Genomic DNA, 22,203 nt, shown 5'->3' with positions numbered 1-22,203 from the left:
TCATAACGGTAGCATAATTTAGAGGCCACCTTTATTAATCTCACCATGCGGCAAGATCAAAACATTCGGTATTAGCACCACTTTCGCGGTGTTGTCCCCATCTATGAGGCAGGTTGTTTACGCGTTACTCACCCGTTCGCCACTACCTGGCGTTCAACACCAATCGCTCTTACTTTCCGGTTAGTCACTTTGAAGATGCGTGATGAACTCGCTTCGCTCGTTCATAAGACGCGGCTCAATTGTGATTCCCCGGTTAGCATGTAGCGTTTGGTGTTAAACACCAGACCGTTCGACTTGCATGTGTTAGGCACGCCGCCAGCGTTCGTCCTGAGCCAGGATCAAACTCTCCATAAAAGTATGTCGTCCATGCGCCTCTCTCTTTCTCGTCTGTATACACAGACAAAAGTTCAAGGTCACGGTAGTGACTTCCCATTTGATGGAGCCTTTTGATGGCTCTATAATTGTTTAAAGAATTATTTATTGTGACTGTATCACCTAAGTGATACGAGTCCGCACATCTGGCATATTGTTTATACCTTACATTGTTCAGTTTTCAGAGAACACCGGACTGCGTTACCGCAGTTCCTGTTGACCGCCGCCTTGCGACAGCTTTTATATACTATCACATCGGCTTTTGCCTGTCAACCTGTTTTTTGTTGGCTTTCTTACCATTTCCTGCCGCCCTGTTCAGCGACTTTTATATAATAGCATGCCCTGTTATTTATGTCAACAGATAATTCGACAATTTTTTTCTACAACTATAAGCCTACTTACTTATATAGACTCAGCCTGCCTGATAACATGAACGCAATAGCGTCTGCTTCGGGGTCCGTCAAATTCACAGAAGTAAATTCCCTGCCATCTGCCTAACACTAGTTTTCCCCTAGTAATGGCTATAACTAGCGAGCAGCCTAGCAAAGAACTTTTCATATGGGCCCGCGAGTTGCCTTCATCATGTCGATAAGCCAGACTGGGCACCATATGGTCCAGAGCCTTCAGCATGTCTGTAACTACATCCGGATCAGCATTTTCATTAATGGTTACACCTGCCGTCGTATGTGGCACAAACACCTGGCATAGACCTTCTTCTACCTTACTGCGCGCTACCGCTGCCATCACCTGCGAAGTAATCTCAATAAATCCTTCCTCCGGCGTATATAATTGAAACTCTTCCATAAGACCACCTTCCTTATCCGGTTTGTATATTCTGCTTTTGGGACTTGTTAATGAACATCGTGATGCCAACAAGCAACGCAACCATGCCCATGGCTCCTGCACTTAACAGAAGATTACAGTACACCCCAAAGTATTGATTCACTGCGCTGGACAGAAGAAAACACAAGATACTTCCGACAGAGCTTATGGAAATATAAAAATTCACCAGCTTAGAAGACGCCTGTTTAGATTGCATCGTACCATAAGAGACCAACGAAGCATACAGGCCGGAAAAAAACAGCCCCATAAAACTTGCAGCAATCATGATCAAGTAAGTGTTCTTCAGCAATAAAACCGTCAGATAGGAAAAAAATGCCAATGTCGCCGAACCTATAATATAATAGTCAACTCTGATATATCTCGTAATCAATCCGGCGCTCAGTCTTCCCAGTGTCATAAAGGCCCAGAACAAAGACAAAATGCCGCCGGCCTGCACAATATCCACCGCAAGAAATTCCCGCAAATACACAACAATCCAGTTGGAGAAAATCACTTCTGCCAATGCGTAGCAAACGAAAACAAAACCGATAATATACACATTAACATTCCAGTTCTCTTTCGGCTCGCTGCTTGTTCTGCGCTTGCCGTTGTCGGTCACAAGCCTTTGGGTCGGCAAAGCCAGCAGCAACAGGAAAAAAATATATGCGGCAGTCAGCAAATATAGCTGTTCCCAAGAAACATCATGTTTGAGCAGTACTCCAGCAGCAATAGGCGTAACGACTGCCCCGGCACTATAAGAAAAATTTATAAAATTTAGGTGCGCCGTCCTGCTTTCGTTCTGATAAAATGTTATGATGACATAATTGGCAATAAACAAAAAGACGCCAGTCCCGATACCGCAGCCGAGCATGGCCAAACCAAAAGTAAATAAACTACCGCCCAAGGCAATACCCACGTAGCAAAAAATCAATAGCACAAGCGCCGCAATCAGGACTTGATTAACCTGCAGCCGTCTGGCAAAGAAACCCGTAAAAAATACAGCTGCCGTACTGCCTACAGACATAAAAGTAGCTAAGTAGCCAATCACATACGGCTCTACTTTAAAAGTCCCGGCAATCTCCAAAAGATTAACCCCACCAATAACACCATTAATGCCAAGAAAAAAATAAGCTAAGTTAATAAGAATTAATAATTTCGCCATGCACGTTCCTCTTAAAATGACGCTGAAACAACTAGCAGGGCAGACCGTTATTTAGAGCGTGTTTTCAAACTATCCGAAACATCCCCTGACAAGGCTCTCCGGTTCATATTCCGTTAATCTGAAAACACGCTCTAGCCTCTAGAAATAACAGCTTGCTGTATAGTTTCTCTGGCGCGGTATTTGTCTCTAGCGGGTTTTATTCTGCTCAGCGGCAGCTTTTATAATTGCCAGAACATATTCGCCGGCTTTATACAAATCAACCTCTTTTATATACTCCTCTGTAGTATGGACCTTGGACATGCCCACACCAAGTACTGCTGTAGGAATACCATAACTGTTAAAATAGTTGGCATCACTACCGCCGCCAGTTGCTTTGAGAACAGGTTCCAGACCAATGCTTTCGGCTGCTTTTACTGCTAAAGCAACTACCGGGCTGTTATCTTCCAGTACAAAGGAGCCATATGCGGTTTCAACGGCAACCTCTGCCCGGCAGCCGTTTTCCTTCGCCGTTTCCTCAAATACCACTTTCATATGCTCAGTCTGTGCTGCCAGCTTATCCATATTCCGGCTTCTTGCCTCACAGGCCATTTCTACTTTATCCGGAACGATATTGGTAGCCTGCCCGCCTTTAATCACACCAATATTGGCCGTTGTCTCTTCATCAATACGGCCTTGTTTAATCTTAGCCAAGGCTTTGCCTGCCACTACGATAGCGTTAATTCCTTCTTCCGGCGCCACGCCGGCATGAGCTGTTTTGCCACGAACCACAACATTGATCTGGTTTTGACCCGGCGCTTTAGTAATAATCTCGCCCGGCGATCCACTCGAATCAAGCGCGTAGCCGAAATCGGCCTTAAGCTTTGACTGCGCTACGTGCTTGGAACCGTCCAGCCCGGCCTCTTCCGATACAGTAAAGACAACCTGAATATCGCCATGAGGAAGACCCTTTTCGGTTACAACACGCAAAGCCTCCATGATAGCAACAACTCCGGCTTTATCATCGGAACCCAAAATGGTATTGCCGGACGAACGAATAATTCCCTTATCAATTACCGGCTCAATACCGCTGCAGGGTTCAACACAGTCCAGGTGTGCCGTAAACAGCACAGTTGGCGCCCCAGACACATTCCCCGCCAAAAGAGCTATCAAATTACCGGTATTGCCGGCAATCGCCTTACCCGCCTGATCCTCCTCAACTTTTAAGCCAAGTTTCTCCAGTCGGGAAAACAATAAGTCAGCCACCTTACGTTCATCACGGGATGGACAAGATATTTTTACCAACTCAAAAAATTCTGATAACATACGTTCACATTTAATCAAGGAAGTCCCTCCTAATACAAGTTTAGACGGCCCAGTGTATTAGCTTTCAGTCAGAGAGCGCATTTAAGTCTTACTAACAGCATATTACAATAACCCCTGCCCTGCAAGCCTTAGTACTATTTTATAGTGTCTCTGACTGCCTGAGTGTGCGAATTTCTTTAAATAAAAAATAACCGGTTAACAAAAACGAGCCCAGATCGGCCAGCGGTGCAGCGGCCCAAGCCCCATTCAAACCGAATAAAGGCGGCAACAGTAAGAGCATTGGGATAAGTATAATCACCTGACGGGACATACTGAAGAAAATAGCATATTGAGCCTTGCCAACCGCCTGAAAGTAATTGGCACCGATCACCTGAAAGCCGATAACGGGAAGCAGCAGCAGAAACAGACGAAGGCCTTTGGCACCTATGGCAATAAACTCTGCATTTTGGTTAAACACACCGACAATGCTTTCACTAAAAAATTGTACTACCAGGAATCCTGCCAGCGATAACGCGGAAGCAGCATAACTTGCCCTGCGGACTGCTTCAATGACCCGGTTATAGCTTCTCGCGCCATAGTTATAGCCAATAATCGGCTGTGCACCCTGACTAATTCCGAAAATCGGCATCAATAGCAGCATCCCTATCCGGGTGATCACACCAATGCAAGCAACGGCAATTTCTCCGCCATATAGCAGCAGGCTATGATTAAACAGTACATTGACAACACTGGCGGCGATTTGCATCAAAAAGGGAGATGCGCCGGTTTTTATAATCTGAAAAACAACGGTAAAATCCAAGGCCATATACTGGTTTTTTAGCCGCAAATAACTCTTTTTCCGGAGAAAATGCAGTATAATCCATACAGAAGCTACCATTTGAGCAATCACAGTGGCAAGCGCCGAACCGGTGATCCCCAGTTGAAAGTAGAAAATAAACAGCGGATTTAAAACAACATTGATGCCGGCAGAAATAAGCATAGTAGCCATGGCGATTTTCGGATCACCTTGGGCCCGTACAATACTATTCAAACCAAATCCGACATACATAAACAAGCTGCCCCAGAGAATGACCTTAGTAAAATCTCTTGCATAGGGCAATATATTGGGTTCGGCACCAAGCAACTGTAAAACAGGGTCTAAAAAGGGCAGTATAATGGCACTGAGAACAATAGCGCACAAAACCGACAGAGTAAACGCATTGCCCAAAATTTTTTCGGCATCTTCTTTTCGTCCTTCTCCCATCCGGATAGAAACCAGCGAACCGGCCCCCACCCCGATCAGCATACCAAAGCCCATTAAGATAATCATAACCGGAAAAGCAATGGCTACCGCTGCCAGGGCAAATTCGCCAACTCCGTTTCCTACAAAAATACTGTCCACAATATTATATAGAGCATTGACAACCATGCCGATCATGGCAGGGACAGAATACCGCCATAATAATTTATCTACACGTTCCTGCCCTAACGCAGCCGACCCCTCCATACAACCTCCTGCAAATCCTAGTCTTCTTATTCTCTCCCGGTCTTTGCGATCCGATGCAGCAAGCAAAACTGCAGTTTAATCATTATACCACTTTTCCTGATCATGGCAAATTATCTATGCACAAAAAATCAGTTTCTCATGTTCAGACTTAAAAATACATGGTAAAATGTAGAAAACAGAATACAAATCATATCATATTAAGGAGGCTTCTGATGAAAATAACGAACATAACCGATGTCAAGCGTTTCTTTGAAGTCCTGGATCAATGCAAAGGGCGGGTGGAGCTGGTTACCAATGAAGGGGATCGGTTAAACCTGAAATCAAAGTTGTCACAGTATGTTGCTTTATCAAACCTCTTTAGCGAAGCAAAAATTGACGAAATGGAAATCATTGCGTCCGAGCCGGAAGATGTTAGTTTATTATTACAGTATTTAATCAGGGGATAACAGTACCTTATCAGCCTTACTCCAAAAAAAGATGCGCCTGAACCGCAATTGCGGCTCAGGCGCATCTTTTTTGTTCTTATATTCTTTTTACAAACTAATTTTGTGCCAGCCGTTTATAAGTGGCCAGACGTTCTTTTGCATCTGCTTCTGTCTTCTTAAACAGTATTTCGGCAGTTTCCGGATTCTGTTTTTGCAAGGATGCATAGCGAACTTCACTCAATAAAAACTCTCTGAAATCGGCTGTTGGCTCCTTGGAGTCCAGCACAAACGGATTTTTCTCAGCCTCTTTTAACTGAGGATTATATCTGTACATAGCCCAATAACCGGACTCAACCGCTTTCTTCGCTTCTACCTGGCTATAGCCCATACCACCCTTAATACTATGACTGATGCAAGGCGCATAAGCAATGATCAAGGAAGGACCCGGATACGCTTCTGCCTCGGCAATCGCCTTCAAGGTCTGATTCTTGTCGGCACCCATGGAAATCTGAGCAACATATACATAACCATAGCTCATGGCCATCATGCCCAGGTCCTTTTTCTTAACCTGCTTACCGCCGGCAGCAAATTTAGCGATTGCCGCAGTTGGTGTGGATTTGGATGATTGACCGCCCGTATTGGAGTATATTTCCGTGTCAAAAACCAGCACATTTACATCTTCGCCGGACGCCAGCACATGATCCAGGCCGCCAAACCCAATATCGTAAGCCCAGCCGTCGCCGCCAAAGATCCACTGTGAACGTTTAGCCAGGAAGTCTCTGTTTTTATAGATTTCCTGTAAAACCGAAGCCTTGTCTTTTTCTGCTTCCAGCAGGGCAATCACTTTATCCGCACGGTCACGGGTGCCTGCCCCATTATTTATATTTTCCAGCCAATCTTCCAAAGCGGCTTTCAAATCCGAACCGGCAACCGCCAGCGCAGCCTGTACATCGGCAGCCAACTTCTGACGAACCTGGGAAACCCCTAAATGCATCCCTAAACCATATTCGGCATTATCCTCGAACAAGGAGTTTGCCCAAGCCGGTCCCTGGCCTTTATGATTGGTAGTGTACGGAATGGACGGTGCACTGGCTCCCCAGATGGACGAGCAGCCCGTGGCATTGGCAATCATCATGCGATCGCCAAACAATTGCGTAACCAATTTGGCGTACGGAGTTTCACCGCAGCCGGCGCAGGCACCGGAGAATTCGAGCAGCGGCTGTTCAAACTGGCTGCCCTTAACGGTATTCTTATTCATCGGATTAGCCTTTGGCGACAGAGACATAGCATACTCCCACAGGTCGATCTGTGCATGCTGTGTTTCCAGCGGCTTCATAATCAAGGCTTTTTCCTTGGCCGGACAGATGTTGGCGCAGTTGCCGCACCCGGTGCAGTCGAGCGGCGCCACAGCAATGCGGTAGGACAAATCCTTAGCGCCGGCAGCCGGTTTGGAGGTAAAGCCTTCCGGTGCAGCGGCCTGTTCTTCTGCATTAATCAATACCGGTCGAATGGTCGCATGAGGACAAACAAAGGCACATTGGTTACATTGAATGCACTTGTCAATCTGCCATTCAGGAATATTTACGGCAATGCCACGTTTTTCGTACGCTGCCGTACCTAGCGGGAAGGTGCCGTCCTCCATGCCAGCAAAGGCGCTTACCGGTAGTTTATCGCCTTCCTGGCGATTCATCGGTACTAAAATGTCTTTGATGAAGGCAGGAACTTCTTTTTGCTCAGCAGCCACATCCTTCGCCGTTTTCCAGGACTCGGGAACTTCAATCTTCACAATGGCATCAACACCTTGGTCAATAGCGGCATTATTCATGTCGACAACTTTCTGACCTTTGTTGCCATAGGATTTAACAACTGCATCTTTTAAATACTTTACGGCGTCTTCCAACGGAATGATATTGGCAATTTTGAAGAAAGCCGCTTGCATGATCATATTGATACGGCCGCCTAAACCCAATTGCTGTGCAATGTCCACAGCATCTATGGTATAGAACTGAATATTGTTGTTGGCAATATAGCGTTTCATGGCTCCCGGCAGCTTTGCATCCAGTTCGTCTTTATTCCAAATACAGTTCAACAGGAAGTTGCCGTTTTTCTTCAAGCCGTCCAACACATCATATTTATCCACATAAGATTGGTTATGGCAGGCAACAAAATCAGCCTTATTAATCAGATAGGGCGATTTTATCTGCTTATCGCCAAACCGCAGATGAGATACGGTGATACCGCCTGATTTTTTCGAGTCATAAGCAAAATACCCCTGAGCATACATTTTGGTATGGTCACCAATAATCTTGATCGCGCTCTTGTTGGCGCCAACCGTTCCATCGGAACCCAGTCCCCAGAATTTACAGGCCTTAGTCCCCTCCGGTGTCGTGTCGAGATCGTATTCAGGCAAAGCCAGGGAAGTGAAGGTGACATCATCCACAATACTCATGGTAAAGCCATCTTTCGGCTGTTCCAGCTTCAGGTTATCGTACACCGCCACAATATGCGCGGGAACTACGTCTTTGGAGCCCAGGCCATACCGTCCGCCGACAATAACCGGCTGCCATTCTTTACCATAGAAAGCGCTCTTCACATCCAAATACAGCGGTTCAGCCAGCGATCCCGGTTCTTTGGTCCGGTCCAGTACGGCAATCTTTTTCACCGTCTGCGGGATGTATTTGAAGAAATGCTCCAGCGAGAAAGGACGGTAAAGATGCACATTTAACAGGCCGACCTTTTCCCCTTTTTGGTTCAGATAATCAACCGTTTCCTCGATGGCTTCACACACCGAGCCCATAGCCACAATTAGACGCTCCGCATCGGGCGCACCATAATAGTTGAACAAGTGGTAATTCCGTCCGGTCAGTTTATTAATCTGTTCCATATAATCTTCTACAAGTGCAGGAATTTGTTCATAATACTTATTTACAACTTCCCGTTCCTGGAAGTAAATATCCGGATTCTGCGCTGTTCCTCTAACTACCGGATGGTCAGGATTCAATGCATTGCGCCGGAAAGCTTCCAAAGCATCCTTGTCCAGCAGTTTTTCCAGTTCATCGTATTCCAGCACTTCAATTTTTTGAATTTCATGGGAAGTTCTGAAACCATCAAAAAAGCTGACAAACGGAATTTTCCCCTTGATAGCTGCCAGATGGGCAATGGGTGACAAATCCATAACTTCCTGAACACTGCTTTCTGCCAGCAGGGCAAAACCGGTCTGACGGGCAGCCATAACATCCTGATGGTCACCAAAAATATTCAAGGAATTGGCGGCAAGAGCACGGGCGCTTACATGAAAAACACCGGGCAACAGCTCACCTGCTATTTTATACATATTAGGAATCATCAGCAATAATCCCTGAGAAGCCGTATATGTAGTCGTCAGCGCCCCGGCTTGCAAAGAACCGTGCATCGCACCGGCGGCACCGGCTTCAGACTGCATTTCCACTACGCGCACAGGTTGTCCGAAAATATTTTTCTTGCCCTGCGCCACCCATTCATCCACATGCTCCGCCATCGGCGATGAAGGTGTGATGGGATAGATAGCCGCCACTTCCGTAAAGGCATACGAAACGTAGGCAGCCGCGGTGTTTCCATCCATTGTTTTCATTTTTCTAGCCATAAATCAATCCCCTCTCTATAGTGCAATTTTGCATAACGAATAATAATACATTAGTATGCATATTTATTCTCGCATATCGCATTGAGCAACGCTTGCTGCTGCACAGCAAAAAAGCCACGACTTTATGGTAGGTAATACACATTATTAATATACACCTTTACCATATACATGTAAAGAAGAAATATCCTTACGGGCGGTTAGCGGCGTTTTTGCTGCATTTTCCACAATTTATTGAATATTTCAACGACTAGCGTGGTTGTCTGAACTATTTTAACATTTGTGAATATTTTCCCACGTTCCTTTTCGTTATTATCACGGCAGAACAAATCCAGCACTTTTCTCTTAGGGTGTCCCTGTATGTAATAATTATTCAATATTGTACACAAATATCAACTTGACTACTTACCGGCTTGCTTTTTTTCTTTGACTGGAACAGCCTGAATAATGACCCGTTCATTATCATGTGAAACCTTTAACGCAAAATCGACCGTCCCCTTTTTATATAATTCCAATTTTAAATCCAGCAGGGCCTTACCGATCTTCTCCTCCAGCTCCGGTGTCAAAAAGGAGGAAAGAAAGCTTTTGGCCTCCGGCTTGTCCTTCGTCTTGGTCGGTGTCTGCACCTTGGCCGGGTCCTCCTTATATACGTCCGACTCAAAAGAAATCGTTTCTTTCCATCCCACCAGCATATCGGCATCACTGAGATTTTTCTTTATTTTAGACATCAGGCTCCATCCTCTCCATAATTTAGTGAAGCAGCACCGCCTGCGGCGGTACTGCTTCATTTATCTTCTACTATATATTATTATAGAACATACTTAAAAAATATGTAACAGCTTATAAACAATAGCACTGGTAATACCGCTTAGCGGAATGGTCAGAAACCAGGCATATACCATTTGCTGCGCCACACTCCAGTGCACAGCCTTGACCCGTTTGGCCGAACCCACACCCATAATTGAACCGGACACCACATGGGTGGTGCTTACTGGCAAATGCAAAAAAGTAGCGGAAAAGATAACCAAGGATGAGTTCAGATCGGCAGCAAAACCATTAATCGGTTCCATCTTAAAAATTTTAGTGCCCATAGTTTTTATGATCTTCCAGCCACCGGCTGCCGTCCCTAGTGCCATAGCCGTAGCACAAACCAGTTTAACCCAGGTTGGAACCTCTAACGTGGGAATCTGGCCGGCACTTAAGAGCGCCAACGTAATAATGCCCATGGCCTTTTGTGCGTCATTGGAACCATGGGAAAAGGCCATTAAACTAGCCGACAGGAGCTGCATTCGCTTAAAGCCCGAATTTAACGCCATCGGCGCAAACCGCCCGAAGACCCATAACAGGATGATCATAATAACATAGCCGGAAACCAAGGCCAATATAGGCGAAAGAATGAGGGATAATATGATTTTTTCAATGCCGACCGTATTAAGAGCATCCCAGCCGGAACCAACGATAACCGATCCCATAACACCGCCGATCAAGGCATGGGACGAGCTGCTCGGAATGCCGTACCACCAGGTAAGCAGATTCCAGGCAATGGCTCCCACCAACGCGGAAATAATCACTTCCTGGCTTACCAGCGACGCTGACCTTACGATATCGCCGCCAATCGTTTTGGCAACACCGGTACTTAGGAGCGCCCCTAGAAAATTAAGCGAAGCAGCCAGCAAGATAGCATACTGGGGCTTAATCGCCCTGGTCGACACAGAAGTGGCAATCGCATTGGCCGTATCATGAAAGCCGTTGATATAATCAAAGGCAACCGCCAGAAAAACGACAATATATAAAAGAATAAAATCAGGCATATTTCAGCACTACTCTCTTTAGGGCATCAGCAATATCTTCCGAAAGGTCCAGCATATCTTCCAGATTGGCCAGAATTTCTTTCCACTTGATGATTTCAATCGGGTCCTGACAATCTCTGAACAATTTGCCCATTTCCTCACGGTACAGCCGGTCGCCTTCAGCCTCCAGCTCCATAATGCGACTACAGCGCGCCTCAATTTTAATATGGGACTTCTTTAAATCGCTCAAATAGCTGACCGCTTTTTCAATCTGTTTGGAAGCCTTCACAACCAGCTCGCTAAGTTCCTGGACACCGGGAGTAGCGGTACCAACATTATAAAGGTGCATTCTTTCAATAATCCCTTTGATTCCGTCGATCACATCATCAAGTTTCTGCACCAGCGTAAAAATATCTTCCCGGTCAAAGGGGGTGATAAAAGTCTTCTGCAACCGTTCACCGACCTTGGCTACAATTTCATCGGCATTTTTTTCCACCGAATCAATCAGCCCCATCAATTCAACTAATTTATCTTTCTCATGCATCGCCAAAGCAAGAATCTCTGCCGACTTTTGAACCAATACAGCTTGTTCAGATAATAATTGGAAAAACTTTTCTTCTTTGGGTTTCAATCTAAATCCCACGTAAATTCCTCCTGATATACGTCTTCGAACCCTATTGATTATATCATAAGTCGGTAGTTGTTAAAACAATAAATAATTTTTTATCGTATTTTGCGGAAATTTGGCAGAATTCGATCAGTCTGTATTTTAACCGATGAACCGGCTTCTTATAAGAAACAGCCGGATGACTTGCCTCCGGCTGCTTTATTTATCCATTGCTCTTATTCTGGTTTTTCGCCCAGGAATCACGCAAACCCACAATGCGGTTAAAAATAAGTTTGCTGCGAGTAGAATCCAGATCGGTACAAAAATACCCCTGCCGTAAGAACTGGTAACGGGTTCCCGCTACAGTATCAAGCAAACCTGGCTCCACCTTACAGGCGGTAAGTATTTCCAGTGAGTCAGGATTAAACAAGGCTCCTTCTTCCGAGTCCGCGTCATCTTTAAATAAATAATCATAAAGATGCACTTCGGCATCAACAGCCCGCTCCGCACAAACCCAGTGCAGCGTACCTTTTACCTTACGTCCGCTGGCAATACCGCCGCTTTTGGTATCCGGATCATAGGTGCAGTGAATTTCCTTGACTTCGCCGCTAACTTCATCTTTAATGACCTGTTCGCATTTGATAATGTAGGCGTGCTTTAGCCGAACCTCCTGTCCAGGCGCCAGCCGGAAAAACTTCTTAGGGGGATTCTCCATAAAATCCTCTTGCTCTATATATATTACCCGGGAGAAAGGAATGCTCCGTTTACCCATATCCGGATTTTCCGGATTATTTTCCGCTTCCAATTCTTCGACCGTATTTTCCGGATAGTTTGTGATGACAAGCTTTAAGGGGCGCAGAACCGCCATTACCCGTGCCGCCCGGCTGTTTAAATCCTCCCGGATGCAATGTTCCAGCAAAGCCACGTCTACCGTACTGTTGCTCTTGGAAATGCCAATACGTTCACAAAAATCACGGATAGCCTCCGGTGTATAGCCCCGCCGGCGCAGTCCGGAAATGGTCGGCATGCGGGGATCATCCCAGCCGTTTACCTGTCCTTCCTCCACCAAAGTCCGCAGATGCCGCTTGCTCATCACCGTATTGGTCAAATTCAGCCGGGCAAATTCAATTTGCTGCGGCCGGTCTTCAATTTCGAGCGCCTCCAGCACCCAGTCATAGAGCGGACGGTGCGCTTCAAATTCCAATGTACAAATGGAATGGGTAATCCCTTCTATGGCGTCGGAAATCGGATGGGCATAGTCATACATCGGATAGATACACCAGGCATCGCCGGTACGGTGATGATTGGCCCGCAAAATCCGGTACAATACTGGATCACGCATGTTTAAGTTCGGCGAAGCCATATCTATTTTTGCTCTTAACACCCGTGAACCATCGGCAAATTCTCCCTGCCTCATACGCTCAAAAAGGTCCAGGTTTTCCTCTACCGAACGGTTACGGTAAGGGCTTTCCTTGCCCGGCTCGGTCAGGGTGCCACGGTATTCTCTAATGCTTTGGGCATCTAAATCGCATACATAGGCTTTACCCGATTTAATCAGCTGTACGGCATATCCGTAAAGTTTAGCAAAATAATCGGAAGCATAAAACATCCGGTCATCCCAGTCAAACCCCAGCCATTTTACATCTTCTTTGATGGAGTCGACATATTCGACATCCTCTTTGCTGGGATTGGTATCGTCAAACCGGAGATTGCACAGTCCCTCGTATTTGGCAGCCGTACCAAAATTTAAACAGATAGATTTGGCGTGTCCAATATGCAGATAGCCGTTCGGTTCCGGCGGGAAACGGGTATGAACCCTGCTGTCATGTTTGTTGTTTTTCAGATCTTCATTAATTATATCGTGAATAAAGTTAGAAGCTACTCCCGGATTGGTCGTCATATTCCTACTCCTTTGCCACAGTCTAATGGTCTGTCTACTTTGAAAGCGTAAAAAAATTCGCGGGAAAAGGCCCGTGAAGTCATTATGGTTTTAGAATAGACGGACCATTAGCATAATATTGTTTTGCTTTTCGCTATAAAGCCAGTATTTCCTGCATGTATGTACCATAAAGGAAATTATAGCAAATTTTTTTAGTATTAGAAAGCTATTCCTGCCGTAAATTTTGACATATACAGAAAATTACATTATTATAATAGTATAGATAAATTCTCTTTACCTTACTCGTTGCCAAGCAAGAATTTTTTCGTAAGCCAGCCCGCAACCAGTAGGTGATTCTATTTAATTACATGTAAGCAAAGGGGGATTAACGAATGAACGCAGTACAATACAAAAAAATTCTGGTCCCTGTCGACGGTTCTCCCAACTCCTATAAGGCGGTCCAGCATGCCGGCTATCTGGCCGCTTGCACCGGCGCCACCGTAGGCTTGTTGCATGTTATGATTTCTTTTAAAGATTTACAGGTATATGCACCGCTGGGAACCACGTATATTCCGGAAGATTTTATGGAAAATGCCGAGGAATTCGGCAACCATGTCCTGGCAGAGGCGGTTGGCTTGTTGCCGCCGGAGGTACACAGTGCCACCTTTCTGGAACTGGGCTCACCGGCAGAGCGGATTCCCGGCTTCGCCCAGACCCAAGGCTATGATGTTATTGTGATGGGACGACGGGGCCTGGGTGTACTGAAAGAGCTAGTCATGGGCAGCGTGAGCCATTATGTTTTACATCATGCCAAGTGCCCGGTTATGGTCATTAAATAAATTACACATATAAAGAGAGGCGCCCGGAATGATTACCGCTCCGGAACGCCTCTCTTTTTTATTTAATGCACAAGTCCTCGCCATTCATCAGTTTTTTCATATTTTTCATCGGACACATCTTGCCGCACATGGTACAGGTATCTTCCGCTTCCGGTGCCGACGATTCCCGATAGCGTCTGGCTTTTTCCGGATCAATAGCCAATTCGATCATTTTGGGGAAGTTAACATCGGCCCTGGCCGCACTCATCGCATTATCCCATTCGCGGGCACCTGGAATTCCCTTGGCGATATCCGCCGCATGGGCGGCAATCCGGGAGGCGATAATTCCTTCTTTCATATCCTCCAGATCAGGCAGTCTGAGATGCTCCGCCGGCGTGACATAGCACAAAAAGTCGGCGCCATTAGCTGCCGCGATAGCTCCGCCAATAGCACTGGTGATATGATCATAGCCGGGCGCCACATCAGTCACCAGCGGTCCCAGCACATAGAACGGTGCGCCATGGCACAACCGCTTTTCCAGCATCATATTACCGGCAATTTCATTGAGCGCCATATGGCCGGGCCCTTCAATCATAACCTGAACATTTCGTTCCCAGGCCCGTTTAGTCAGCTCTCCCAGTGTAATTAACTCTTCAATCTGTGATGCGTCGGTAGCGTCCTGGATACAACCCGGCCGGCAGGCATCGCCCAGACTGATGGTTACATCATATTGTTCGCACAGGTCCAGCAGTCTATCATATTGCTCATAAAAAGGATTTTCCCGCTGATTGAGTTCCATCCAGGCAAACAACAGCGACCCGCCTCGGGAAACAATGTGGGTAAGCCGCTTATTTCGTTTGATACGTTCGGCCGTAGCCCGGTTAATGCCACAGTGAATGGTCATGAAGTCAACTCCATCCTGGGCATGCCGTTCGACCACCTGGAAAAACTCATCAGCGGTAATATCCTTTAGCTCCTTGTCCAGCATCCCTACCGCATCATACATGGGCACCGTGCCAATCATGGCCGGCGAAAAATCAATCAATTTACGGCGAAACTCCTGTGTCTTGCCATAACAGCTCAAATCCATAATCGCTTCTGCTTTTAAGTCGATCGCTTTTCTGGCCTTTTCCAGTTCCAGGTCAAGATCGCAGCAGTCTTTCGACACGCCCAGATTGACGTTGATTTTTGTCCGCAGTCCGGCGCCCACGCCTTCCGGGGCCAGGCTGGTGTGATGTTTGTTGGCCGGTATGACGACCTTTCCCTCGGCAATTAAGTCCCGCAGCCGGGTTACTTCCATTCTTTCCTTTTGGGCCACAAGCTCCATCTGCCGGGTAATAATTCCTTTTTTAGCGGCATCCATTTGTGTTGTGTAATTCATCATGCTCCCCCTTTAAGATTATGTATAAATAAAAAACGGGCTGCCTAGAGCAGCCCGTCATTTCATTGTTCTAAGCTATCCCTACGGTGGTGCTAACCACATCAGGTTCCAAGGGTCGGAAATCATTCCTCTCAGCCACACGGCGCCCCCAGCTATGTTGTGTCATATATGATTGTCTATAAAAATTGTAATGTATTTTACTTTCTTTGTCCAGCTACTTTTTCCCTCGCTTATTGCAGCAGCCGTAAAGCCTTGTTCTCAGTCGGGACCCGGACGCCTACCAGCAAGATAAGATTAAGCAGGGAAAATAGCAGGGCCGTTACCATAGCGTCAAAGATCATGGGAATACAAAATAATTCCAAACAGACCGCCACATAATTGGGATGCGGCACATAGCGGTAAGGGCCGCGCCGTATCCGCGCCGCTCCCGGTACGATTAAAATCCGGGTGTTCCAATAGCGCCCTAAACTCCCCATGCACCAATACCGGAGGACCTGAGCCACTGCCAGTCCCACGCCCCATATATACCAAAAGCTGTGCAGCGTCGGTCCGTTATACAGGCTTTCGCTCAGCAGACAACTAAACCAGGCTATATGCAGCAGAAAAAACAACGGATAATGCCTTTTGCCAAATTCCTTTGCCCCTTGTTTAAGCAACCAGGTCCGATTTCGCCGGGCCAGCAGCAGTTCTCCCAGACGCTGGCAAACCAGACAGCCCAGCAATAGATAAAAACCTACCGCTACCATTGAAACAATACCTGCTCGGCGCAAAAACCGGGGCCCATGGATAGCAATATCCCATACTGGCCGGCCGGTTCCGTTTTGCGCAAAAAGTCCGCCAACACAAAGCAAATGGAGGCGCTGGACATATTGCCATAGCGGGCCAGTACCTCGTAGGCCAGGCAGAAAGTCCCCGGTGCCAGAGCCAGGCTGTCTTCATAGGCCTGCAACACTTTCACACCGCCGGGATGCACAAGATAATGCTGGATTTTTTCCTGCTCCACGCCCCAATAGCAACAGGCCTGTTCCATCACACCAGGCAGCCGTTCCCTAATGAGCGAAGGAATGTCGCGGGAAAAGCGTACTTTAAAGCCCGATTCCACCACATCCCAGCCCATAATCGCAGCGGTATTGTCAAATAACGTACTATAGCTATCAAGCAGCACCGGGCCATGACCTGTTGCTCCCAGCACAACAGCGGCGGCGCCATCCGAAAAAAGTCCCGTTCCGACGACATTGGCCTTGGAGGCGTCGCCATGCTGAAAGGTTAGACTGCATAATTCCACAACCACCAGCAGCACCAATTTCTCTGGCAGCGCTTTTACATATTCCGCGGCTCGTGCCAGACCGGCGGCTCCACCGGCGCAGCCCAACCCCCAAAGCGGCAAACGGACGGTATGGCGGGACAAGCCCAACCGGGACAGTAGTTTTGTATCCAGCGTCGGTGTGGCAATACCGGTAGAGGAAATAAAAAAAACGGCACCAATATCGCCGGGTCCGGCGCCGGCCTGGTGAATGGCTGCCCGGGCCGCCTGTTCAGCCAGTTCTAAGGCCTGGGTCTGATATAAAGCATTGGCCTCAGCAAAGCCATGAGGAACGGTATACCACTCCAGCGGACATACCAAATGCCGGGTTTCAATTCCCGTATTGTCGAATACAGTCAACAGCTTATCTAAACGGCTCATTCTTTCTTTAAATACACCGGCTACCAATGCTTTGACTTCTTCCTGCCTGACACAATATGACGGCACTGCCGTGCCTACTGCCATGATTCTGGCCCCACTCATATCATCACGCCCTCACTTTACTAGTTAGCCGGTGGCCTCCCTTAATAAACCGGCCTTACTCCCTCGCGCAGACCGGCGATGGCCGCCGCATGCAAAGTCACGGCCTTTCCCAGCAACCGTAACAGTGTATATATATGCTAAAAAGGGCCAGACTTTCGTAAAACTTTACCGGCAGCTTATAGATTTAACCCATGTGGGGATACTAGAAACTAATTAAAGCGTGTTGGCACGAGTTGACTTGCTCAGATTTCGAGCGGATTTTTTCGCCGGACAAGGCAAATTTCCGCAGAAATACCGGACGTATTTCGAGGAAATTTAACGCAGTACGACGGAAACTACGCCGGAAGATGGGTGATGAACACTCATGTCGACACGCCTAAACTGCTTGTATTAAAGGAGGCCGCGTTATGCTGCTTAGTTTACTGGCAATGAAAATGCTGGACCCGGTCATGGATGAAGCCATGGTAAAAATGATGACTGAAGCTTATGAAGACAATCCCTTCCTATTGGTTACCGCTCTGGAAAAGCTCACTCCCCGGGCAGCCATCGAGGCGGCCATGCGGGCCGAATCAGGCACCGTACTGTCAAGACCGTTAGGCAGCCCGGTTGTACGCTCTCCCTGGCAGGACATCCTGCTCAATCCGCGGCAGCTTTTTTCCCTGCCAACCGCCAGCCTGAAAGAAGTAAGCACCAGGACGGTGATCGGACCAACCGCGAAAAAACCGCTGCTGCTGGACATACCGATCATGATTACCGGTATGTCCTATGGCGGCTCTTTGAGCCTGGCGATGAAAGAAGCCCTGGCCCAGGGTGCGGCCCTGGCCGGAACGTCCACCAATACCGGTGAATCAGCTGTTACGCAGGAGGAAAGAAAGGCGGCCCGTTTTTTGATCGGCCAATATCACCGTGGCGGCTTTCTCAGTGGTCAGGAACAGCTTAGCCAGTTGGACGCCATTGAAATTCAGCTCGGCCAGGGTGCCTGGGGCGGCGCTGTCGAAGAACCGATTACCATTCCCAAAGACGAGCACCTGCAAAAAACCTGGCAGTTGGAGCATGAAAAAAGCCCCGCCACCATTTACTCACGGATGCCGGGCAAAAGCTCCACCAAAGACTACATCACGATGATTGATTCTATGAAGTCCCAGTACGATGTTCCCATCGGTGTGAAAATTGCCGGGACTGATTACTTGGAATATGAACTGGCAGTCATTGCCCAAACTCAAGCCGATTACATCGTCATTGACGGCGCGGAGGGTGGTACTTCTGCCGCACCGCCTACCCTGCAGGACGATCTGGGGCTGCCCACCCTTCATTCCCTGGTACGAACGGTACAATGGCTAAAGGAAAATAAGCTGCGTGACCGGTTCAGCCTGATTATTGCCGGCGGCCTGACAACGCCCGGGCATTTTCTAAAAGCACTGGCGTTGGGGGCGGACGCCGTCTATATCGGCACCATTGCCCTCATGGCTGCCATGCACACTCAGGCACTCAAGGTCGTCCCGCAGGCCCCCCCTTCCCAACTTGCCTTATATACCGGTAAAATGAACGACAAGCTGGACATTGATCAGGCAGCCCGCCACCTATTTCAATTTCTTACCTCCTGCACGCAGGAAATGAAGTTAGCCGTCCAGGCTCTGGGAAAACACTCCTGCAAAGAGCTGTGCCTTGAGGACCTGGTAACCGTCGACCGGGAACTGGCTGAATGGACCGGTATCCGCTATGCCGGTCAAAGCCGCAAAAAGCAGACCGTCGAACTGGATGAATACACCGGCAGCCACACTGCCACCGAAACTGTCGCGCCCACTCTGCACTAGTACCTACCTCGTCAACCCTAAAACAGTCCTTAAGTTTTAAGTGATGTAATAAGCTCTGCCGTTTTCTTTCTGCGGCAGAGCTTAAAAACATGAATTCAACCATTAGGAAACGCCGTATAACCAATGATTTTCCCGCCATGCTTTGTTACATTTTCTTGCCATAACCCTATTATACCCACGAGAATGTGCCTTGTCCGGCGAAAAAATCGCTTGCTGCCCTAGGGAACCACTGATTGCGCTTTTGCTTCCTTGCCAGCCGAAAAAATCTCTCGCCAGGCCGGCAGGCTCATTAAATCAGCGGTTCCCTAGCATTTCCGTGATTGAATTCAGGTTCTAACTTTTTTGACATAACTAATGCGTAGTTCTGCTCTTTTATAGTATAATATATAGAGTATTGCTGTATTTTGGAAAGGAGTTACTGTATGGCTACTATAAACGAAAACTATTTAAAACTTCCCGGCAGTTATCTATTTGCCGAAATAGCAAGAAGAGTTGCTAAATTTAAAGAAGAAAATCCGTCGGCCAATGTAATCCGCTTAGGTATCGGCGACGTAACCCGTCCTTTGCCGCAGTCGGTTATTACCGGCTTGCATGCCGCCGTGGATGAAATGGCTAATGAAAATACGTTCAGAGGCTACGGCCCGGAACAGGGCTATCAATTCCTGATAGAAAAAATTATTCAGACCGATTACAATCCGCGCGGCATCCAGCTTGATGTAGACGAAGTCTTTGTCAGCGACGGTTCCAAAAGCGATGTCGGCAACATTCAGGAAATTTTCGGCCTGGAAAACAGAGTGGCCATCACCGATCCGGTATATCCGGTCTACCTGGATACCAATGTCATGGCAGGAAGAACCGGCGCACTTGGCCAGGACGGCAGATTCGGCAATGTAGTGTATCTGACCTGCAATGCGGAAAACAAATTCGTCCCCCAGCTTCCGTCAGAAAAAGTCGATCTCATTTACATATGCATGCCTAACAATCCTACCGGCACCACCCTGACGAAAGACGAGCTGAAAGTCTGGGTGGATTATGCCAAAAAACACAACTCGATTATCTTATACGACGCTGCCTATGAAGCCTATATCCAGGAAGAAGGCATTCCGCACAGCATCTATGAAATCGAAGGCGCCAAGGACGTAGCTATTGAGTTCCGTTCCTTCTCCAAAAACGCCGGCTTTACCGGTACCCGCTGCGCCTTCACTGTCGTGCCGAAAACTGTCAAAGCTCTTACCGCTGCCGGTGAGTTATATCCGCTGAACAAGCTGTGGAACAGACGGCAGACGACCAAGTTCAACGGTACGCCTTACATTATTCAAAAAGGCGCTGAAGCCGTCTACTCTCCCCAGGGCCAGCAAGAGATTAAAGCCCTGATCAGCTACTACATGGCCAACGCCAAAGTAATCCGCGAAGGACTTGCCAGCATTGGCCTGGAAGTATACGGTGGCGTCAATGCACCTTATATTTGGTTGAAGGCACCTAACGGCATGGATTCCTGGGCCTTTTTCGACAAGCTGCTAACCGAAGCCCATCTGGTAGGAACTCCCGGCTCCGGCTTCGGTCCCGCCGGTCAAGGATACTTCCGCTTAACTGCCTTCGGCAACCAGGAAAACACACTGGAAGCGGTAGAAAGAATCAAAACCCGCTTAAGGGTCTGATTATCACGAGGTCATTGCTATGTTTACGCCCATTTCCCAATTACAGGAACTCATTATTTACCGCAAAATATTGGAAGACAACATCATCCGGCAATTGCCGGCTATCTGCTCGGCAGCGGCCACGCCGGCCGAGCAGGCCGCCTGGTACGGAGAATTAATCGGCAAAGCCGAAGCGCTTTCGCTGCAAGGCGACCTGATAAAGCAGTACCTGCTCTATCTGCTGGCTCATGATAAGAATATCGTAAGTGTGACCTTACAAAAAACTGGCGGCACGCTGGGCGAAAGCCTGCAAAAAGCCTGGTTGCATGATCTTGGACTACTGCAGAAATTTTTCGCCGCCGAGTTGCCGGCTGGTCGGCAAAGCCAGTTGATTGAGCACTTTGTTCCCACCTTTCCCCCGGCTGCGCCTAGCCCGTACCGTTTGCTGGAACCCGGTTTTCTGTCCGTGTCCGCTACACCGGAACAGGCTGCCGCGCTGTTAATTACCTACTATACGCAATATGGCTACGGAGATATGGCAGAATACGCCGCCTTCCGTTGGCAGGAAGCAACCGGTCTGTCAGGAATCAAGCATTATGACACCATCCGTCTGACCGATATCGTCGGCTATGACCGTCAAAAAGCAACGCTGATCACTAACACCCAAGCTTTCCTCACCGGCCGCCCGGCCAATCATGTCCTGCTGTCCGGCGCCAGAGGCACCGGTAAATCCTCCTCAGTGAAGGCTCTGGCCAATGAGTACTTTGCCAACGGCTTACGTTTGGTAGAGGTCGCCAAAAGCCAGCTTACATCACTGCCGAAGCTCATGGAGCTACTCCGCGGCTATCGCCAGCGTTTCATTATTTTCCTCGATGACCTGTCGTTTGAAGAGTTTGAAGTCGAATACAAGTATTTGAAATCGGTCATTGAAGGCGGCTTGGAGGCCAAACCGGACAACGTGCTGATTTACGCCACCTCCAACCGGCGCCATTTAATTAAGGAAACCTGGAGTGACCGCAGTGAAAATATGGACGAGTTGCACCGGGCTGACGCCGTTAACGAAAAAATCTCCCTATCCGACCGCTTTGGTATTATATTGAGTTTTGTGGCACCAAGCCAACAGGAATACTTAACCATTGTAAGCGAGTTAGCCCGTAAACAGGGAGTGCAACTTCCTCCGGATGATCTGCGTACAGCAGCCTTGCAATGGGAGTTTTCCCATTCGGGACGTTCAGGCCGCACAGCGCAGCAATTCATTAATCACTTACTGAGTAACCGCGCTGCAAAATAGCCTGTTACTTAA

The 22,203-nt window shown here is 47.8% G+C and carries 17 protein-coding genes, 1 rRNA gene and 1 riboswitch; of the genes, 5 read left to right on the top strand and 13 right to left on the bottom strand.

The window, feature by feature from the left end:
- From BMW43_RS19310 to BMW43_RS19290, 5 genes are all read right to left on the bottom strand, one after another.
- Positions 1-354 (bottom strand): 16S ribosomal RNA (locus BMW43_RS19310); the annotation flags it as partial.
- Positions 355-774: 420 nt separating this feature from the next.
- Positions 775-1,176, bottom strand: a complete 402-nt coding sequence (locus tag BMW43_RS19305) for a secondary thiamine-phosphate synthase enzyme YjbQ (protein WP_091751726.1) — start codon at positions 1,174-1,176, stop codon at positions 775-777.
- A gap of 13 nt (positions 1,177-1,189) precedes the next feature.
- Positions 1,190-2,356: an MFS transporter gene (locus BMW43_RS19300; RefSeq protein ID WP_091751723.1), complete on the bottom strand. Its 1,167-nt coding sequence runs from the start codon at positions 2,354-2,356 to the stop codon at positions 1,190-1,192.
- Positions 2,357-2,542: 186 nt separating this feature from the next.
- Positions 2,543-3,676 (bottom strand): M20/M25/M40 family metallo-hydrolase, encoded by a 1,134-nt coding sequence (locus BMW43_RS19295; protein ID WP_091751721.1) that lies wholly within the window; start codon positions 3,674-3,676, stop codon positions 2,543-2,545.
- A 121-nt stretch (positions 3,677-3,797) separates the two neighbouring features.
- Positions 3,798-5,144, bottom strand: a complete 1,347-nt coding sequence (locus BMW43_RS19290) for an MATE family efflux transporter (protein ID WP_091751718.1) — start codon at positions 5,142-5,144, stop codon at positions 3,798-3,800.
- Between the two features lie 212 nt (positions 5,145-5,356).
- On the opposite strand from BMW43_RS19290, the gene BMW43_RS19285 reads away from it, so the two are divergent.
- Complete coding sequence (locus tag BMW43_RS19285) at positions 5,357-5,590, top strand: polya polymerase (protein ID WP_091751715.1); 234 nt, start codon at positions 5,357-5,359, stop codon at positions 5,588-5,590.
- A 94-nt stretch (positions 5,591-5,684) separates the two neighbouring features.
- On the opposite strand, the gene nifJ is transcribed toward BMW43_RS19285, so the two are convergent.
- The 5 genes from nifJ to BMW43_RS19260 all read right to left on the bottom strand — a co-directional run bounded on the left by nifJ (position 5,685) and on the right by BMW43_RS19260 (position 13,485).
- Positions 5,685-9,191 (bottom strand): pyruvate:ferredoxin (flavodoxin) oxidoreductase, encoded by a 3,507-nt coding sequence (gene nifJ, locus BMW43_RS19280; RefSeq protein ID WP_091751713.1) that lies wholly within the window; start codon positions 9,189-9,191, stop codon positions 5,685-5,687.
- A gap of 398 nt (positions 9,192-9,589) precedes the next feature.
- Positions 9,590-9,916: a hypothetical protein gene (locus BMW43_RS19275; RefSeq protein WP_091751710.1), complete on the bottom strand. Its 327-nt coding sequence runs from the start codon at positions 9,914-9,916 to the stop codon at positions 9,590-9,592.
- 93 nt (positions 9,917-10,009) lie between these two features.
- A complete protein-coding gene (locus BMW43_RS19270; protein ID WP_091751707.1) occupies positions 10,010-10,999 on the bottom strand; it encodes an inorganic phosphate transporter in 990 nt (329 codons plus the stop codon).
- The gene (locus BMW43_RS19265; protein ID WP_177173690.1) at positions 10,992-11,621 is read right to left on the bottom strand and encodes a DUF47 domain-containing protein; all 630 of its coding nucleotides are present in this window, start codon (positions 11,619-11,621) and stop codon (positions 10,992-10,994) included. Before BMW43_RS19265 ends, BMW43_RS19270 begins: the two co-directional genes overlap by 8 nt.
- 187 nt (positions 11,622-11,808) lie before the next feature.
- Positions 11,809-13,485 (bottom strand): glutamine--tRNA ligase/YqeY domain fusion protein, encoded by a 1,677-nt coding sequence (locus BMW43_RS19260; protein WP_091751701.1) that lies wholly within the window; start codon positions 13,483-13,485, stop codon positions 11,809-11,811.
- A gap of 371 nt (positions 13,486-13,856) precedes the next feature.
- Between BMW43_RS19260 and BMW43_RS19255 the strand changes: the two genes are divergently transcribed.
- Positions 13,857-14,303: a universal stress protein gene (locus BMW43_RS19255; RefSeq protein WP_091751698.1), complete on the top strand. Its 447-nt coding sequence runs from the start codon at positions 13,857-13,859 to the stop codon at positions 14,301-14,303.
- 58 nt (positions 14,304-14,361) lie between these two features.
- Here the strand turns inward: BMW43_RS19255 and thiC are convergent, their stop codons facing one another.
- The 3 genes from thiC to BMW43_RS19240 all read right to left on the bottom strand — a co-directional run bounded on the left by thiC (position 14,362) and on the right by BMW43_RS19240 (position 17,449).
- Positions 14,362-15,663, bottom strand: coding sequence for a phosphomethylpyrimidine synthase ThiC (gene thiC / locus BMW43_RS19250; RefSeq protein WP_091751695.1), 1,302 nt, complete (start codon positions 15,661-15,663; stop codon positions 14,362-14,364).
- Between the two features lie 60 nt (positions 15,664-15,723).
- A riboswitch (TPP riboswitch) is annotated at positions 15,724-15,823 on the bottom strand.
- A gap of 70 nt (positions 15,824-15,893) precedes the next feature.
- On the bottom strand, positions 15,894-16,409 hold the full coding sequence (locus tag BMW43_RS19245; RefSeq protein WP_091751692.1) for an isoprenylcysteine carboxyl methyltransferase family protein: 516 nt from the start codon (positions 16,407-16,409) through the stop codon (positions 15,894-15,896).
- Positions 16,403-17,449 carry a type III polyketide synthase gene (locus BMW43_RS19240; protein WP_091751689.1) on the bottom strand — a complete coding sequence of 349 codons (1,047 nt, stop codon included), beginning with the start codon at positions 17,447-17,449 and terminating at the stop codon, positions 16,403-16,405. Before BMW43_RS19240 ends, BMW43_RS19245 begins: the two co-directional genes overlap by 7 nt.
- 407 nt (positions 17,450-17,856) lie before the next feature.
- Here BMW43_RS19240 and BMW43_RS19235 point away from each other — a divergent pair, with 407 nt between their 5' ends.
- The 3 genes from BMW43_RS19235 (at position 17,857) to BMW43_RS19225 (ending at position 22,191) form a co-directional block, all read left to right on the top strand.
- Positions 17,857-19,263, top strand: coding sequence for an FMN-binding glutamate synthase family protein (locus BMW43_RS19235; RefSeq protein WP_091751686.1), 1,407 nt, complete (start codon positions 17,857-17,859; stop codon positions 19,261-19,263).
- Between the two features lie 422 nt (positions 19,264-19,685).
- Positions 19,686-20,921 carry an LL-diaminopimelate aminotransferase gene (locus BMW43_RS19230; RefSeq protein ID WP_091751683.1) on the top strand — a complete coding sequence of 412 codons (1,236 nt, stop codon included), beginning with the start codon at positions 19,686-19,688 and terminating at the stop codon, positions 20,919-20,921.
- A gap of 19 nt (positions 20,922-20,940) precedes the next feature.
- Entirely contained in the window at positions 20,941-22,191 is a 1,251-nt protein-coding gene (locus BMW43_RS19225) for an ATP-binding protein (RefSeq protein ID WP_091751680.1), read from the top strand.
- The last annotated feature ends 12 nt before the right edge of the window (positions 22,192-22,203 follow it).

This window comes from Propionispora vibrioides, assembly GCF_900110485.1.
GTDB classification, from domain to species: Bacteria; Bacillota; Negativicutes; order Propionisporales; family Propionisporaceae; genus Propionispora; species Propionispora vibrioides.
Note: the sequence above shows the minus strand (reverse complement) of the source record. Positions and strands in the feature narration are given on the sequence as shown.